The following is an 18,080-nucleotide window of genomic DNA, read 5'->3' on the forward strand; positions in this document are numbered from 1 at the left end:
ATCCAAAATTAACGAACCCTCTACGCATCTGCGATATAAGATGAAAATTAAAGGGGAGTAGTCTGTTGTTTTCAATAGTAGCCAACGCTAATCATTTAGCCAACATTTTTGATCAGAATCTTCTATCAAGTAAAGACTTTGGACCTCGAGATGGCCACTTAAGACAGCAGTCTTTCCTTTAATATGAATTTAGGATAATAGTGTTTGAACAGCCAGTGAAATTTAAGTTGATCAACTTTGATCTGCAGCAATTCTCAGTTGAGCCAAGCTTTCTTTTAGTCCAGAAAAACTAGGCGTTTTGTCCTCAAAATCCTTTTTGAGTTGGGCTTTCTCTTCATCATTAGCGCCGATTTGCTCCAGCATGTTGACCAAGTGCATTTTCATATGACCAGCCTGAATTCCGGTGGTCACCAAAGAATGTAGGGCTGCAAAATTTTGCGCAAGTCCAGCAACGGCAGTGACACGCATTAACTTTTCTGCACTGGGTTGTCCTAATATCTGCATGGCCAATTTTGATAGTGGATGCAAGGAAGTTAACCCACCAACTGTTCCCAATGCCAGCGGAAATTCTGCCTCAAAAACAAAATTATGCTCTTCGATACGTGCATTGGTCAAACTTCGGTATTTACCATCCCGTGCTGCATAAGCGTGCACACCAGCCTCAACTGCTCTAAAATCATTCCCTGTAGCAATAACCACAGCGTCAATACCATTCATTATTCCTTTATTATGTGTAACAGCACGCAGTGGTTCAATGCCAGCGATATTGACGGCACGCACAAACTTTTCGGCAAATTCTCTTCCCGTCACACCATTTACTTCACCGATCTCATCCAGTGAGCAGGACACACTGACTTTTACCCGGCATTCAGGCACATAATTGCTTAGGATACTCATTACGACTTCAGGACGATCAGTACTAAATCCTTTAAATTCGCTTGCTTTTAGTCTCAAAGTCATGGCCAGCTGTTCCAAAGAGGTATTGATAAAGTTGGCCCCCATCGCATCGTTGGTTTCAAAAGTCGCATGTAGTTGATAGTAGCCTTTGAGGTCTTTGGTTTTATCGACCAAACGCAAGTCCTGAATTCCGCCTCCTCTCTTTTTCATAGAGGCATTTATAGATTCTAGTGACTGTAACAATGACGCTTTCGCGAAAGCGAAAAATGCTTCCATCTCGCTATTCAAGCCTTCAAAATTCAAATGCACCTGACCCGATTTCAAGGTACCCAAGACTTCTGTTTTAAAACCTCCACGGTTCAACCAAAATTTTGCCGCTTTACTAGCTGCCGCCACTACACTACTCTCTTCAATCGCCATTGGAATGGTGACCAACTCACCATCAATCAGAAAATTGGGAGCCAAACCATAGGGAAGGTAGTAGTTGGTAATGGTGTTTTCACTGAACCCGTCGTGCAATTCCTGCAATGGGACATCCTGATTCCAGTATCGGGTAATAACTTCCCTGGCAGTTTCACTTTCATTGAGGTGTCGGGAAAGCAACCAATCAATTTTTTGGGATTTAGAAAGTTTGGAAAATCCGGAAACGGGTGTGTTCATGCTGCGGCTTTGTGGCAAATATACGATCAGACACGGACTTCTACATCCGCAGTGATATTCCTGTAAAGCGTAGCTTTATTGGGATATTTTTAGTAAAATTGACATCCAACGGAATTAAAATTAATAAATGATAAAAAAATGCACGCTTTTATTGGCTTTTCTATTTGTAGGCCAATCAATTATAGCCCAAAATAACATCAGTGTTGAAGATATCTACAAGGGGAGTTTCCGCACCCAAAGACTTCAATCTCTTGCTTCACTCAACAACGGTACCGAATACCTCGTGCTTAATTCTAATAGGGACCGATCGCAAAGCATCGATAAATACAGCTATCTCACCGGTGAGAAAACAGCAACCTTGGTCAGCAGTAAGGAGATTGAATTGCCCATTAAAGATTATACCCTGAGCGATGACGAGAGCAAGATGCTGATTATTACCGAGAGAGAATCTATCTTTAGGCGTAGTGCTTATGAAAAGGTGTATGTCTATGACCTGAATTCTAAACAACTTTCCTTGCTATATGACGGTTTGGTGAGAAGTCCATCTTTTTCTCCCGATGCCTCCAAAGTTGCTTTTGTCCTAGATAACAATCTTTACTATAAAGACCTGAATACCCTGGAAGTCGTTCAGGCCACCAATGATGGTGTGATCAACAAACTGATCAACGGTGTGACCGATTGGGTATATGAAGAGGAATTTGCTTTTGTGAAAGCCTATGAGTGGAGCCCTAATGGAGAGCAAATTGCTTTTTTATCCTTTGACGAAAGTGCGGTTCCAGAATTTTCTATGGATGTTTATGGAAAAGAATTATATCAGACACAGACTGTATTCAAGTACCCAAAAGCTGGTGAGGCAAACGCTGTAGTCAACCTGCACTTGTTTAATTTAAAAACAGGTGCCAGACAACAGGTTGATCTGAACCGCGATCAGGAATTCTACATCGCGCGCATTAATTACTCTCCTAAAGGCCAACTAACAGCTCAAGTGTTGAACAGACATCAAAACCTCCTGGATTTCTATAACATTCAGCCGGACGGTACAGCAGCCATCGCATTTACCGAAAAAGATAATGCCTATGTAGATGTGACAGACGACTTGACTTTTTTAAAGGATGGTAGTTTTTTATGGACCAGTGAAAAAGACAACCGCCGTCATATTTATTTGTATGATGCCGATGGCAGAGAGAAAAGACAAATCACCAGTGGAGACTGGGACGTAACTGCCTATTATGGCTACGACCCTAAAAGTAAACGCATCTTTTTCCAAAGTACAGAAGACGGCTCGATCAACAGAGGTATCTATTCCATTTCGCTAAAAGGGAAGTCTAAAAGAAAACTCTCTTCTCAAATCGGTACCAATAGCGCTGATTTCAGTAAAAACTTCACCTATTTTATCAACAGTTTTTCTAGTGCAACCGAGCCTCCAGTGTACACTTTAAGACGCGCCAAGGATGGGAATATTGAAAGGGAAATACTAAACAATAACGACCTAAAACTCAAACTACAGAATTACCAGTGGTCCAAAAAAGAGTTTTCAACCATCGACATTAATGGAAATGATCTGAACATGTGGATGATGAAGCCATTGGATTACGACCCCAACCAGCAATATCCACTGCTGATGTTCCAATACAGCGGACCTGGATCGCAACAGGTATCCAATTCTTGGTACGGAGCCAATGATTTTTGGCACAGTATGCTTGCTAATGAAGGTTATATCATTGTATGTGTAGATGGAAGAGGTACAGGATATAAAGGAGCCGACTTTAAGAAAATCACCCAAAAAGAATTGGGTAAATACGAAGTAGAAGACCAGATCGCAGCTGCTAAGAAATTAGGGATGCGTAAAGATATTGATAAGGATAGAATTGGTATATGGGGATGGAGCTACGGCGGATTTATGAGTTCGAACTGTATCTTAAAAGGTAATGATACTTTCAGTACAGCAATTGCCGTTGCACCAGTGACCAACTGGAGATTTTACGACACCATCTATACTGAGCGATACATGACAACTCCACAAGAGAACCCAAGCGGCTACGATGAAAACAGCCCCATCAATCATGTGGATAAGCTTAAAGGCAATTACCTTTTAATTCACGGTAGTGCGGATGATAACGTACATGTGCAAAATACCATGCTGATGATTGAAGCTCTGGTACAAGCCAATAAACAATTTGACTGGGCGATCTATCCAGACAAAAACCACGGCATCTACGGTGGTTATACCAGGATTCATTTATTTAATATGATGACAGATTTCATCAAAGAAAAGTTATAATTCAACTCATTCATTTTTAGAAAAAAATTATGTCAACAATCACAGCAAGAAAAGAAATCTTCGGACATCCAGCAGGACTATTTATCCTGTTTTTTACCGAAATGTGGGAGCGATTTTCCTATTACGGGATGCGTGGTATTCTGGTGCTTTACATAGCCACCAGTGCAACTGCTATAGATCCTGGATTGGGATGGAGTAATAAGGATGCTGTTTGGCTTTATGGTTGGTATACAATGTTAGTTTATGTAGCTTCGATTCCAGGTGGTTGGATTGCAGATAAGTTTTTAGGACAGAAGAAAACAGTAATGCTGGGAGGTGTTTTACTTTGTCTGGGGCATGGTATTCTGGCAGTGCCTACCAGTTGGGCTTTCTTTACAGGTCTTTTATTGATTATTCTTGGCGTTGGTGGCCTAAAACCAAATATTTCCACCATGGTCGGAGGCTTGTATAACGAGGGTGATCCAAGAAGAGACAATGGATTTACCATCTTTTATATTGGAATAAATATAGGCGCTTTCCTGGCAAGTATCTCTGTTGGCTTAGTGGCCTATTACTATGGGTGGCATTATGGTTTTGGCCTGGCAGGAATAGGGATGTTACTGGGGCAATTGGTTTTTGTTTGGGGGCAAAAATACCTAAAAGGAGTCGGCGAATTCTCAGGAGGCACAAGTGCCACAGAAGCTGAGAAAGCTGCCGCCAAGAGACCATTGACCAAAATTGAAAAGGACCGAGTGATTGTACTCTTGATTTCATTTTTGATCGTTGTGGTTTTCTGGGGAGCCTTTGAGCAAGCCGGAGGGCTTATGAATTTATATACGGATGCCAAGGTGGATAGATCTACCGGATGGAGTTGGTTACAAGAAATACCAGCAGCAGTATTCCAATCACTCAACGCGGGCTACATCATTATTTTCGGTACTTTGATAGGAGGTTTCTGGACCTGGTGGAGAAAATCTGGAAAGGAATCTTCCTCCATTTTTAAGATGGCCGTAGGTACTATTATTATGGGACTGGGTTATGTCTTTATGATGTTTGCATCACAAGAAGCCAGTGTTGAAGCTTTTGGAAAAGCAGCAATGATCTGGGTGTTCTTGGCTTACTTGTTTCACACGATTGGTGAATTGTGTACTTCACCTGTAGCTCTTTCCTTTATTACTAAACTTGCTCCATTAAAATACGCTTCGATCATGATGGGTGTATATTTTGCAGCGACTGGATTCGGTAATAAACTGGCTGGAAGTATAGGGGAATCAGCTCAACTTGAGCCTTATAATGGAAAAGTATTGGTGGAAAAGCAAGCGATGATCCCATTCATGCAACGTGATTCTATCGAGATTAAAAACAAACAAAAAGAAATTGTAGAAGTTTTTGATTACCCGATTAATTTGGACAAAAATTTCTCTATTCAGTCTGACGTCTATATACAGGATGACAAAGTGGTGTTCCAGGAGCACGAAGGCGAACGTCAATTGGGTAACCTATTTGATCTTGGAGAAGGAAAACAGGCACTATTAAATACTTTGAAAGATCAGGGTGCTACGAATGAGAATCCATATCATGCCCGGTTGAAGTTTGAAAAAGATGCCGATGCGGCGCAAGTGACTGAAAACAGAGGGGATGGAAAGAACTACGGTGTTTCATTTGTTCTGGAAGAAGAACAAAGCGAGCAGGAATATAAAACTTTTATGTGGCTGGTCATCTTTACCGTTGCCTTTGGATTACTACTCATTCTTTTCTTGAAAAAACTGAAAAAGCTTACTCATGGTGCCGAGGACAAGCAAGTAGAAAAACTAGAGCAGGAAAATTACGAGTTGGCCGACACAGACATCAACTAAACTGATAGCAAATGACAACAAGCCAAAATAATTTCTTTGACACCAAAGTGATGGGTCATCCAGCAGGACTATTTGTTCTGTTTTTTACAGAGATGTGGGAGCGATTTTCCTACTATGGAATGCGTGTTTTATTGGTGCTGTTCTTTACAGCCTCTCTTTTGGATCAAGGTTGGGGTTGGCCTAAAGAACATGCGCTGGCCATTTTTGGGACCTATACAGCCTTGGTGTATCTATCTACCATGCTGGGTGGTTATTTTGCTGATAATATTATTGGATTCCGATGGGCAGTAGTGGTTGGGGCATTACTCATGACCTTTGGACATGGATTTATGGCTCTAGAGACTCCGTTCTTTATCTATTTGGGCTTGTTTGCACTGGTGGTAGGTAGTGGTTTCTTTAAACCCAACATGACTTCCATCATATCAGAAATGTATAAAGATGTACCCGAAAAAAAAGATGGAGCTTTCACCATTTTCTACATGGGAGTTAATGCTGGAGCATTTTTCGGAATCATGTTATGCGGTTGGTTAGGTGAAAAAATTGGATGGTCCTGGGGATTCGGAGTAGCTGGTATTTTTATGTTATTCGGACTTCTGCAATTCTGGTTTGCCCAAAATATTTTTGGTGACGTAGGACTTCAACCAAAAAAGGAACGCCAGGATATACTAGAATTAGGCAAAGATGAATTCCAAAAGCCAGGAGAACAACGCAATCCTTTCACCAGTATTCAGTTGGTGATGATTGTAGTTGCCGCAGTCTTGGGTCTTACTTGGATCTTAAATGATCCAATCAGTAAAATTACTGAAGGTGAATACAATATCTATGATTTCAGTTTGTTCGGTATAGATGGTAATAATATTATCATTCTTACAGGACTAATATTATTTATCGTTCTTCTGGTGATGCGCATCAGTAAGTATGAGACCATTGTCAGAGATCGCATGATATCCATTGTATTTTTTGCGTTTATCACAATATTCTTTTGGGCCATATTTGAACAGGCACCTGGCTCACTCAATCTATTTGCCCGGGATTATACTGATCGTATACTCGAAGGTGTATCGGGAGACATATTTAAAATTGTAGATGCCCTAATAACTATTGTTCCACTTGGTATCATTACTTATGTTTTAGTGCAGTTGTTTAAGCGAACTTTCAAAAAGTATGCGCTCTCCAATATTATCTTAGGAGCTAGTTTTGTGATTATTTGGGGATTGGCGATTTTAAAGGTTTATAATGATTATAAAAGCGCTTCATACGTCATTGAATATGTAGACAATGTGGGGAATACCAAGGAGGCTAAAATTGTCACCTTTCAAGAATTTAAAGCAGGTGAACAAATACCAGTCATTGATAACGAAAACGTAAGTTTGTACGATCCTGCTGATAAAAACAACCAAACCAACACCTCTAAATCAGGATACCTATATAATGAAGATAATGAGCCCTTGGGTGAGCTATTTACCGCCTCAATTACCAGTGTTACCGAAAGGGATAAAATTGGAGCGGGTATTCAAAACAAAGTAGCCTTGTTCACTTTTACTAATGGTAAAAACGAAACGGTAACCAAAGAATTAGTGCTTAGAGATGAAAACAAAAGTCTAAAAGTAGGTGACCAAAAAGATCTGCTTATCACCCACGACCTAAAATTCAGCAATAATGAAAAAGTGATGACTACTGCAACGGTAAAAACCAAAGAGAGTGCGGTAGAAATAGGTGCCACTTGGTTTAATATCCTGAACTCGCTCTTTATCATTGCCTTTGCACCTCTATTTTCCAGATGGTGGGAAAGCAAATACAATCCTACCGCAAACGGCAAGTATGCGATTGGGATGCTGCTATTGGGCTTAGGTATGATGGCGGTGGCCATAGGATCAGATGGTATCCCGGCCGGTGCAAAAACTGCATCTGTCAGCATCATCTGGCTTATCTTAGTCTACTTGTTTCATACGCTTGGCGAACTTTGTATATCACCGGTAGCCCTTTCCTACGTGAGTAAACTGGTGCCAGGCAGGATGATTGCAGTCATGTTTGGTGTTTGGTATCTCGCCGTTGCTATCGGAATGAAGCTAGCGGGTATATTTGGGGAGTACTCAGAAGCAGTTTCAGACGAAAAAGGTTTGAGCACCTTTTTCTGGTACCTCACAATCATTTCATTTGCGATGAGCGCACTGTCTTTCTTAATGACCCCCATCATCAAGAAACTCATGCACGGTATTAGATAAACGGCACTTAAATTTAACATTAAAACGCACCAGCTTGGTGCGTTTTTTGCTTTCTTGTCCTTATTAAATTATTGTCGATGAAATTATTCGTTTTTATTGCGTGTTTTTTTGGAATTGGTGCCCTTAATGCACAGGTCAACTGGATGACCATGGATGAAGCCCTTGCCGCTCAAAAGAAGGAACCTCGCAAGATCCTGATGAAAACCTATACCGACTGGTGTACCAATTGCAAATGGATGGATAAGCACGCTTTCGCGAAAGCGGATATTGCCGACTATATCAATAAAAACTACTATCCAGTCAATTTTAACGCTGAAGGTACAGAAGTCATTCACTATAAAGGTCAAATCTATAGCAATCCCTTCAAGAAAAACGATGATCGCGCCTTACACCAATTTGCCGCGTTTATAAAAATCTACGAATATCCTACCATGGTATTTTTTGATGAAACAGGACGTATTATCAACCCTGTGCCTGGTAAAATGGATGCCAAAAAACTGGAGATCTATATCACCATGCTATCAGACGAAACCTATAAAACCATCAACACTGGGAAAAAGTGGAGCGATTACCAACGTAATTTTGACTACAAGCTTCAAGGAGATGAATGATTATTCAGAGGCAAAAAGAGGGACCGCACCTGAGGTATAGGTGTTGCGGAACTCAACTCCGTTTTGCCGACAAGTTTCTTCCCAGACGTCAACTAGATATTTGAAATTAGATGCATCTGCAATTACCAGCGTCGGTTTCAGCTCTTTTAGCACACGTGCCAAATTAATTCTAGGCGAATGTGACAACAACACCACATCTACTATGCCTTCTGGATCATAAACAGCTGACTCGTCAATAACTAGAATGGTCTTGCCCTGATAACCGATAAGGTTTTCCAGCCCCTTGCTACTTACTGTTCTACCCACAAAAAAACTGGCCTGCTTAAGCCGATTGATACTTTGATCGCGCCGTAGCGAATCCATCTGGTGTAAATCCGTAAATAATATGGCTTGATTACCCTCATATAAGGCAATAGCAGTTCCTCTAGCTTGATGTAGTACACTTATTCCATTCGATCTGCCTACTGCAAATTCATAGGTCTTACCTCCTATCCACAGTATCAACGCCAATAAGGCAACATGCATCATCCAATTAGGAGATTTAAGATAAAAACGTTCTCGTCTACTGCGTTTGAAATATGGCAACAAAAACAAAACAATGCCAAAAACAAACAGATAAATTAGAATCAGCTCCCAAGCACTTAAGTATAAATCTTGAAAAACATAAGTTCTCACAGAACTAATACTATTTACCATTCCAACCACCCATAACAGCAGTTGATCCAAAACAAATTCCAACCAATGGCTAGGCCATCCTATGACCAACAGTAGTACCAATAATAAACACCCCACGAGAATAAAAGGCAGAAGCGGAAGTATAAAAAGATTGGAAATCAGAAATAACCCTGGGAACTGATGGAAATAATAAATACCTAAGGGCGCCACACCAATCTGTGCAGCCAAACTTACGGTACAAATATTCCATAAATAGGCGTGCAGCTTGCCAAAAACCCCCTTGAAGTTTACCCGCCATAAACCAGCCAAGACCGGCTGAATTAAAACAATGGATATAACAGCCGTGTAACTCAATTGAAACCCTACTTGAAAAAGGAGGCGTGGATCATATACCAACAGCACAAATGCAGAAATAGCCAGGCTATGGAACACAGATGACTTACGCTTGATGTTCATACCAATCGCCACCGCCGAAAACATAGTGACCGCTCTTAGAATAGACGGAGAAAGGCCAGTCAACATTGCAAATAGCCACAGTACTGAAATAATTAAAATACTTTGTATCCATCGGCCATAACGCAATCGGGTCAATCCACTGGTCAGAAATTTGAGCAATAACAATAGGATACCTACATGCAGACCACTCAAAGCCAAAATATGAATAACTCCAGCATCCCTAAAGCTTTTAGCCACGCCAGGATCTACATGTTGACGTTGGCCTAAAATAAGTGCTTCGACAAGTCCTACAGCAACCTGACTTAGGGAACTTTTTTCCAATTTTTGAAGGACGCTTTCGCGAAAAGTTAATAAAGGCGAGTGATCCTCTACGCGAGATTGGTAGGAAATGACGTGGGGTAAATCTAGGTAAACTTGACCATACACATCTATATTGGCCAGGTAATCCTTATATTTGAAATCACCAGGATTACGTGCATCGCTCACTGCATGAATGTCGTCCCATGCGATGATCTGATCGCCGAGATCAAAATGCGCTGCTTCCTTCTTTTTAAAAAGCACCAATACTTTACCGCAGGTCTTTTTCTCATTTACGCTAGAAACTTCTGCATAAAAACGATCGTTATAAGCGTTCGAAGCCAACCTGTCCGTAAGCTCCAATTGCAGTAAAGCCGTCTCTCCCATCACATGAGCATGAAGGTAATGCTGATCTGGTAGTTCAGTTTTGGAATGATAACTCCATTGACCCAACAAGAAAAAAAAGCAGAGTGCACTGAAACCAAAGATCAAATTCGCCCATTTGCTGCGATTGGCCAGAAATAATAAACTCGCTGCCAACACAAAACACGCGATCATTGAAATCAATAGAACTTCACTATTCACCGACCTGAAATAAGCCAGTACAATGCCCGCAATCATCGATAGCAGAAGTTGGTATAAAGGATATCCATGGATGCGCATGGATTAAAGGTAATTTAAATCAATCTATTCTTCCTGCACTGATAAATGCATTTAACCAATAAGGCTCATTGAGACTGGATATTATAACCCCTCTAGAGGTGGTTGAATGAATAAATCTGATTTCGGCTGGAGTCACTTGGGTAACCAATGCCACATGGTTGACCTTCCTTTTATTTCTGCCGGTTGCAAAAAATATAAAATCTCCTTTTCTCACCTCCTCAAGGCTCAATTCTTCGGCCGTAGCATACATGGAAGCACTGGTTCTAGGCATTTGTTTCCCTGCTGCAGCGTATGCGGTACATATAAGTCCGCTGCAGTCCATACCACGGGCTGTTGTCCCTCCGTATTTATAACGCGTTCCTTGAAATTCTAAAGCCTTTTCTACTGCCATATCTACAGCGGTGGAGCTTGTTGTACCCAGCCTATTATCATCCGTTGTCAATGGCTCTTCCTCAATTTTTCTATATGGTCGATCAGTGGTGGTCGCTGGAGAAGTTTTAATTGAGTTCTGATATTTTCCAGCCTCTTTTTTTGTGGTGATCACTTTAGGTTTCGAACTTCCACAAGATGAAAGCAACAAAAGAGCTACTGTAAGGATTGATAGGAATCCAAAAAGTTGTCGGAAGCGGATAGGCATATAGAAAGTCATATAGATAAGAATCCTTTGCTATTTAATTATGACTGAGATTGAATAAAGAATTATTATTTCAATTGGTCAGGCTTTCGTAAATCAAATCAGCTGTTTTCTCGCTGGCTCCAATCCCACCTAATTTCTTTTCCAACTCGTAATAATCAGCAAATATACGATGGCGTTGAGTGGGGTCCAGAATAAGTCCCAATTCTTCTTTCAACTTTCGCTCGTTGAAATTGGTTTGAATCAATTCGGTAACTACAGGAGAATCCATTATCAGGTTAACCAGAGATATATAATCCAATTTAATTACCCGCTTGGCGATTTGATAGGATATAGAACCTCCTTTGTAGCAGACCACTTGCGGCACTTTAAACAAGGCAGTTTCCAAGGTTGCGGTTCCAGAAGTAACCATAGCAGCATGGCTTAAACTTAACAAATCATAGGTCCGGTTCATGACCAAAGTTACCGACTGGTTGTTTACGAATTGGTCGTAAAAGCTCCGATCTTGCCCAGGAGCGCCGGCAATGATGAATTGGTAATCAGGAAACTGATCCACCATTTTGAGCATCACCTTCAACATCTTGGTGATTTCTTGCTTTCTACTGCCAGGCAAAATCGCAATCAAAGGCCTATCATCTAGTTGATAGGTTTCTAGAAACTTGATGTGATCCACCCGTTCGCGTTGTGCAATAGCATCAATTAATGGATGACCTACAAAATGTACAGGGAACTGATGTTTTTGCTCATAAAAGTCCTTTTCAAAAGGCAAAATCACATACATTTTATCGACATCCCGCTTGATGGCTTTGATGCGCCCCTCTTTCCAGGCCCAGATCTGCGGAGAAATATAATAATGATTCTTAAAGCCCTTCAGGCGTGCCCACTTCATGATCCTAAAATTAAACCCAGGATAATCGATGTAAATAATGACATCTGGTTCAAACTGTTTGATGTCGTTTTTACAAACAGAAATATTCTTCATGATGGTGCGTAGATTACCTAACACTTCCGCAAAGCCCATGAATGCCAGCTCCCGATAATGTTTGACCAATTCACCGCCTTCTTCCTGCATGAGGTCTCCCCCCCAAAAGCGAAATTGCGCTTGGTCATCTTTCGCCTTGAGCTCCTTCATTAATAAGGATCCGTGCAGGTCTCCACTGGCTTCTCCAGCAATTAGGTAATATTTCATATCCTAAAATTCAAAATATAAGACTGCCAGCGCGGCCAATAAGGTCGCCATCAGCACCCCTCGAGCTTCATAAGGCTGTACCTTCTTCACAAATTTTCCCAACCTACCAGTCAAGAAAAAGAAAAACAGCAACAAGTTCAAAATAGCACCCAGCCCAATTAAACTGCCTAAATAACCCTCTACATACGCTAGCTCAATCGCCTTTTCAAATTTGTACTCAATGAAGATACTTACATAAATATAAGTGCCTAGTCCATTGGCCAATAGGCCCAATACAAAACCCTTTAAAATTTTAACTATCAAAATCCCAGGTATTTAGTTCACTGATATAATGATGAGCGGTTAGATCAAATTGCGTGGGGACAATAGAAATGTATTGATGCGCTAGTGCCCACTCATCTGTATCTTCCCCTTTATCGTCATTGACGAATCTGCCAGTAAGCCAATAATAATCCTTGCCATATGGGTTGGTACGTTTATCAAATTCTTCAACCCAGTAAGCGTGGGCTTGCCTACAAACTTTGACCCCTTTGATGTCTTTTTTGTTGGCTTTAGGGATGTTGACATTAAATATGACCCCCTTGGGCATTCCCCTTTCAATCACTTGCTCCATAATTTGCTTGACATAATCCCTGGACTGAGAAAAATCTGCATCATGGGAATAATCACAGAGAGAAAAACCTATGGCTGGAATGCCTTCGATCCCAGCCTCCATGGCTGCACTCATGGTTCCACTATAAATGACATTGATAGCACTGTTGCTCCCGTGATTGATTCCACTCACACATAAATCAGGCTTTCTACCTAAGATTTCGTGTCTAGCCATCTTCACGCAGTCCACAGGTGTACCACTGGTCGTGTACTCTTTGTGGGAATGTGGGTGCTGTTTAAATTCTTTGACGTAAAGTGTGTTATTGATTGTGATGGCATGACCCATGGCGCTTTGGGGCTTGTCTGGTGCCACAACAACAACATCTCCTAGCTCCTTGGCAATTTCTACAAGTGTCCTGATTCCTTTGGCAGTGATCCCATCGTCATTAGTGACTAGGATCAATGGCCGTTCTTTCTTTTCCATATCATTCTTAAGGTGGTTAAAATTAAGTAAATTAGCGGAACCGTGTGGAATCAAAGGATTATTTTGACCAATGATTACTTGGCACGATTTTTACACGTATAGAAAGAGAAAAATGAAGAAGCTTATGAACTTTTTGAAGAATAATTTTATCCTTGCTGTTATGACCCTTTTGGTAGCAACTGCAAGTTGTAGTTTTACTAAAGATCGCATAGATCCAGGTGACAAGGAGAAAGAACAATTACTGGTCAACCTTATTTCGCATGTGTTGAAACGCCAGCATTTTTCTCCGGCAGACCTGACGGACGAATTTTCCCAAGATATTTTTGAGAATTACATCAATGATCTAGATCCGGCTAAACGCTACTTTTTGGCCAGTGATTATGAGGAGTTCAAAAAATATGAGTACTTGATTGATGATCAAATCAGAGAATCCAAGGTAGACCTTTTTAATCTCACTTATGAACGACTTTTGAAAAGGCAAAAAGAATCCCAAAAGATCTTTCAAGAAGTCATAGCCGTACCTTTCGATTTTACACAGAAAGAAACCATCAACACGGATTACGAGGCCATTCCTTATGCTAAAGACCGTCAAGCCCTCAAAAACCACTGGAGAAAATTATTAAAACTTTCAGCGCTTAGCTCTTACTTTGATAAGGTTGAAGAGCAGAATTCTGAGGATTTTGAAGGAGAAAAAAAGAGCCTGACCGAACTTGAGAAAGAAGTGCGTAAGGAATTGAAAAAGTCAATGGAAGAAAATTTCGATCTCAATGAAGACGTGGAAAGACTTGACTATTTCTCTTTATTTGTCAATGCTATCACGGCCCACTTTGACCCGCATACCAATTATTTCCCACCACAAAATAAAGATAGGTTTGACACTTCTATGAGTGGTCAGTTAGAAGGAATCGGTGCAAGACTTCAGAAAAAAATGGACTATATCAGTATCATCGAAATCATTTCAGGTGGCCCAGCCTCAAGAAACGAGGACATCGAGATAGGCGATAAAATCATGAAGGTGGCTCAAGAAAATGACTCTATTCCCACCTCAATTGTTGGTATGAGGATCAGTGATGCAGTAGACCTGATCAAAGGCCCTAAAGGCACAAAGGTTCATCTCACCCTTAAAAAGGTGGATGGTAATGTCAAGACTATTACCTTAATAAGGGATGTAGTACAGATTGAAGAAACCTTTGCAAAGACAGTTATTGGTAAGGATGATACTTTTAGGTTTGGCCTTATCGATCTTCCTAAGTTTTACTTTGACTTTGACGATCCCAATGGACGCGCTGCAGGAAATGATGTTGCCAAAGAAATTACCCGATTGAAAGAAACAGGTATGGATGGCCTTATACTTGATTTACGCAGCAATGGAGGAGGATCACTCAGGGAAGTGGTAGAAATGGCTGGGTTGTTTATAGAAGAAGGGCCTGTAGTTCAGGTAGCTCTAAAAAATAAACGAACCCAAACCCTTAGAGATAGGGATAGCGGTGAAATCCTTTGGGAAGGACCGCTTGTAATCATGGTAGACGAATTCAGTGCCAGTGCCAGTGAGATTCTAGCTGCCGCCATGCAGGATTACGATCGTGCTGTGATCTTGGGTAGCAAGCAGACTTTTGGAAAAGGAACGGTGCAAAACTTTGAAGATCTAAATCAGTGGGTACGCAACCATGACTACGGCGACCTCGGAGCCATCAAATTGACAACACAAAAATTCTACCGAGTCAATGGTAGTAGTACTCAATTGGAAGGTGTTAAAAGTGATGTTGTGACGCCAGACAAGTACAGCTATATTGACATAGGCGAGCGCGATGAGCAGTTCCCTCTACCTTACGATGAAATTGCGGCATCCGATTACAAAAAGTTTGAAGGATATCTCAACCTAAGCGAAGCAATTGAAAACTCTCAAAAACGTGTTGATACAAATCCAATGTTTAAATTATTGGATGAAAACGCAAAATGGCTGAGCGATCAAAGGGACGACAATTTGATCCCATTGAATTTTGAAGAATACAAGTCAAGGATCAGTCAACTGGAAGAAGAAACTGAGAAATATGATCAGCTTTCAGATTACAAAAATAACATGCAGTTTGAATTAATGGACTATGAAAAGACTTTGGTCGCCATTGATAGTTCTTTAAAGGACAAACGTGAGTCTTGGATAAAAAACTTAGGTAGAGACATCTATGTCCAGGAAGCTGTCCAAGTCTTAAAAGAATTGCGCATGAACAACATTGTCAATAGCAATAAGCCGAAACTCAGCATCAAAGAATAATGGCAACCAGATCCAAATCTTTGGGTCATCTAGCGCTCCAAAAGTTTAAATCAAACTTCTGGGGCGTTTTAAGTTTCTCATTGATTGGAGTATTTATTGTGTTGGCGCTAGGCGCATACGTTATTGCACCGGACAGCTCCGTTAATGCCAATCAAATGCATATTTCCATTCATTCCCAGCCCCCAGGATTTGAAGTTGATATAATTAAAGTTCCACTTGAAAATTCTGAGGACGACTTCTGGGATTGGTGGACTGGTTCCCAACCAGACCATGAGGAAATCCCTTTCTCAAAGCTTGATAAAGTAGATGGTGTCTTTGTTTATCGACCCTATGACATAGATGGCGAACAACAAGCTTTTAAGAAATTGGATATTGATCTAAAAGAAGATTTGGAGTTATCCCGCTTTCGCGAAATTTACACCTCGACAAAGACATTTATCCTCGGCACCGACAAATATGGCCGTGACTTACTGAGCCGCATGATCATAGGCACTCGAATTAGTATTTCCATCGGATTCATAGCAGTATTCATTTCTTTAATTCTTGGTATCACCTTGGGATCCTTGGCAGGATACTTTGGAGGAATGGTAGATAATATCATTATGTGGTCAATCAATGTTACCTGGAGCATTCCTACCTTATTGATGGTAATTGCGATCAGTTTGGCACTAGGAAAAGGTTTTTTGACCGTTTTCATAGCCGTAGGTCTTACCATGTGGGTTGAAGTAGCAAGAGTCGTAAGGGGCCAGGTTATTGTAGCCAAAGAATATGCCTTCATTACAGCCGCCAAAGCACTCGGTTTCTCTCACATCCGAATAATCTTCAAGCATATTCTACCTAACGTTCTAGCACCTATTATTGTCATCAGCGCTGCAAATTTCGCTGCAGCTATTCTAATTGAAAGTGGCTTGAGCTTTTTAGGATTAGGAGCACAACCACCAACTCCCAGTTGGGGAAACATGATTAAAGATCATTATCAATATATTATTTTAGATAAAGCATATCTGGCAATCGTCCCAGGAGTTGCTATCATGCTATTGGTCATGGCATTTATGCTATTGGGTAATGCTTTACGAGACGCTTTTGACGTAAAAACCGCATCATGAGAAAACTGATATATCCTGTTATCATCCTGGCAGTTCTTGCGCTGTACGTTTACTTTCAAAATCAAGAAGCCAAAAGAACTTCAGATCAAAACATCGCACAGGAAGAATTGCTTCATGAAAAAGGAAAAAACAAAACCCAATTTACTCGTAATGACTTCTTACCCCAATCGGAAAACCAACTCGTGCACCATAAGACGTATAGCCTTTCCTATAATGACGCTATTGAACAAGCCGAATGGACTGCTCATGTTTTAACGAGAAATGACATCAACAGCAAACAATACGATCGGCCCTATTTTGAGGTGGATGATCTAGTTTTCGGTGAGTCTGCTCACTGGAGAAATTACAAAAATAGTGGCTACGATAGGGGACATTTGGTTCCTGCAGCCGATCGTAAGGCAAGCTTCAATGACTACAAAGAAACATTTCTTACCTCAAACATAGCGCCCCAAAGCCATGAATTCAATGCCGGTATTTGGAATGATTTAGAACAGAAAGTGCGGTACTATTGCCAAGCATACGGCGATATCTATATCATCACAGGAAGTTTGCACGAAGGTAGAACCAGTGAAATCGGATCAGAAGGAGTCAGTGTACCATCACATTTCTATAAAATTATTTATCGCCAATCGAACGGTAAAAAATCAATGCTGGCATTCTTGATACCACATCCAAGTAAAAGTTCAAGTATATACGAACATATAGTGCCTGTTGATACGCTGGAAGCCAAGACAGGAATCGATTTCTTTTACCAACTACCAGATAATATCGAGGTACTTCTGGAATCAGGATCTAACAGGAAAGATTGGTAAACAGTTATACGGTATTGGCTTTTCCAAATCAGAAGGCCTTAGTCTGCCATATATGAACATGGTGAAGTGGCACACCATCATATTGATCAAACTAGACATATTGTTTCTCCCCAAGCCCACGATAACAATTTAAGCGAGCATATTTAGGTTCAATTTCGAGGAATAGCATGCTAGAAGGTCTTCAGTAATGTGATTAATACCTACTTCTTTAGCGATAAATTAAAAGGATCAAGTTTGATCTTCGATATAAATGATCTTTCCATTGATAAAGTCGGCTGAAGATCCTACCAGAGCCTAGGAATGTATCACACTTTAGCGCACAAAACTACGGTGCAGAATCGCTCATCAAACCTGTATAATTGATCACGGTCGTAATACAATGAGCAAGGGAA

The 18,080-nt window shown here is 40.8% G+C and carries 13 protein-coding genes; 7 read left to right on the forward strand and 6 right to left on the reverse strand.

The window, feature by feature from the left end:
- Positions 1-231 precede the first annotated feature (231 nt).
- Positions 232-1,557 carry a hydroxymethylglutaryl-CoA reductase, degradative gene (locus tag EGM47_RS08380; RefSeq protein WP_124980316.1) on the reverse strand — a complete coding sequence of 442 codons (1,326 nt, stop codon included), beginning with the start codon at positions 1,555-1,557 and terminating at the stop codon, positions 232-234.
- A 127-nt stretch (positions 1,558-1,684) separates the two neighbouring features.
- On the opposite strand from EGM47_RS08380, the gene EGM47_RS08385 reads away from it, so the two are divergent.
- The 4 genes from EGM47_RS08385 to EGM47_RS08400 all read left to right on the forward strand — a co-directional run bounded on the left by EGM47_RS08385 (position 1,685) and on the right by EGM47_RS08400 (position 8,509).
- Positions 1,685-3,838, forward strand: a complete 2,154-nt coding sequence (locus EGM47_RS08385; protein ID WP_124980317.1) for a S9 family peptidase — start codon at positions 1,685-1,687, stop codon at positions 3,836-3,838.
- A gap of 29 nt (positions 3,839-3,867) precedes the next feature.
- Positions 3,868-5,673 (forward strand): peptide MFS transporter, encoded by a 1,806-nt coding sequence (locus EGM47_RS08390; protein WP_124980318.1) that lies wholly within the window; start codon positions 3,868-3,870, stop codon positions 5,671-5,673.
- 11 nt (positions 5,674-5,684) lie between these two features.
- The gene (locus EGM47_RS08395; protein WP_124980319.1) at positions 5,685-7,898 is read left to right on the forward strand and encodes a peptide MFS transporter; all 2,214 of its coding nucleotides are present in this window, start codon (positions 5,685-5,687) and stop codon (positions 7,896-7,898) included.
- A gap of 77 nt (positions 7,899-7,975) precedes the next feature.
- The gene (locus EGM47_RS08400; protein WP_124980320.1) at positions 7,976-8,509 is read left to right on the forward strand and encodes a thioredoxin family protein; all 534 of its coding nucleotides are present in this window, start codon (positions 7,976-7,978) and stop codon (positions 8,507-8,509) included.
- Here EGM47_RS08400 and EGM47_RS08405 read toward each other — a convergent pair whose 3' ends face one another.
- From EGM47_RS08405 to surE, 5 genes are all read right to left on the reverse strand, one after another.
- The gene (locus EGM47_RS08405; protein ID WP_124980321.1) at positions 8,510-10,600 is read right to left on the reverse strand and encodes a ComEC/Rec2 family competence protein; all 2,091 of its coding nucleotides are present in this window, start codon (positions 10,598-10,600) and stop codon (positions 8,510-8,512) included.
- Positions 10,601-10,619: 19 nt separating this feature from the next.
- Positions 10,620-11,237, reverse strand: coding sequence for a C40 family peptidase (locus EGM47_RS08410; RefSeq protein WP_164510847.1), 618 nt, complete (start codon positions 11,235-11,237; stop codon positions 10,620-10,622).
- 70 nt (positions 11,238-11,307) lie between these two features.
- Positions 11,308-12,423 carry a lipid-A-disaccharide synthase gene (gene lpxB, locus EGM47_RS08415; RefSeq protein WP_124980323.1) on the reverse strand — a complete coding sequence of 372 codons (1,116 nt, stop codon included), beginning with the start codon at positions 12,421-12,423 and terminating at the stop codon, positions 11,308-11,310.
- Between the two features lie 3 nt (positions 12,424-12,426).
- The gene (locus EGM47_RS08420) at positions 12,427-12,726 is read right to left on the reverse strand and encodes a hypothetical protein (RefSeq protein ID WP_240642353.1); all 300 of its coding nucleotides are present in this window, start codon (positions 12,724-12,726) and stop codon (positions 12,427-12,429) included.
- On the reverse strand, positions 12,716-13,498 hold the full coding sequence (gene surE / locus EGM47_RS08425) for a 5'/3'-nucleotidase SurE (RefSeq protein WP_124980325.1): 783 nt from the start codon (positions 13,496-13,498) through the stop codon (positions 12,716-12,718). The genes EGM47_RS08420 and surE overlap by 11 nt, the downstream gene beginning before the upstream one ends.
- Positions 13,499-13,622: 124 nt before the next feature.
- On the opposite strand from surE, the gene EGM47_RS08430 reads away from it, so the two are divergent.
- Genes EGM47_RS08430 through EGM47_RS08440 form a run of 3 tightly spaced genes read left to right on the forward strand, consistent with a single transcriptional unit; the run spans position 13,623 to position 17,688 of the window.
- The gene (locus tag EGM47_RS08430) at positions 13,623-15,770 is read left to right on the forward strand and encodes a carboxy terminal-processing peptidase (protein ID WP_124980371.1); all 2,148 of its coding nucleotides are present in this window, start codon (positions 13,623-13,625) and stop codon (positions 15,768-15,770) included.
- Positions 15,770-16,876, forward strand: a complete 1,107-nt coding sequence (locus EGM47_RS08435) for an ABC transporter permease (RefSeq protein ID WP_124980326.1) — start codon at positions 15,770-15,772, stop codon at positions 16,874-16,876. Before EGM47_RS08430 ends, EGM47_RS08435 begins: the two co-directional genes overlap by 1 nt.
- Positions 16,873-17,688, forward strand: coding sequence for a DNA/RNA non-specific endonuclease (locus EGM47_RS08440; protein WP_124980327.1), 816 nt, complete (start codon positions 16,873-16,875; stop codon positions 17,686-17,688). The genes EGM47_RS08435 and EGM47_RS08440 overlap by 4 nt, the downstream gene beginning before the upstream one ends.
- Positions 17,689-18,080 lie beyond the last annotated feature (392 nt).

Source organism: Nonlabens xiamenensis (assembly GCF_003865345.1).
Classification (GTDB): domain Bacteria; phylum Bacteroidota; class Bacteroidia; order Flavobacteriales; family Flavobacteriaceae; genus Nonlabens; species Nonlabens xiamenensis.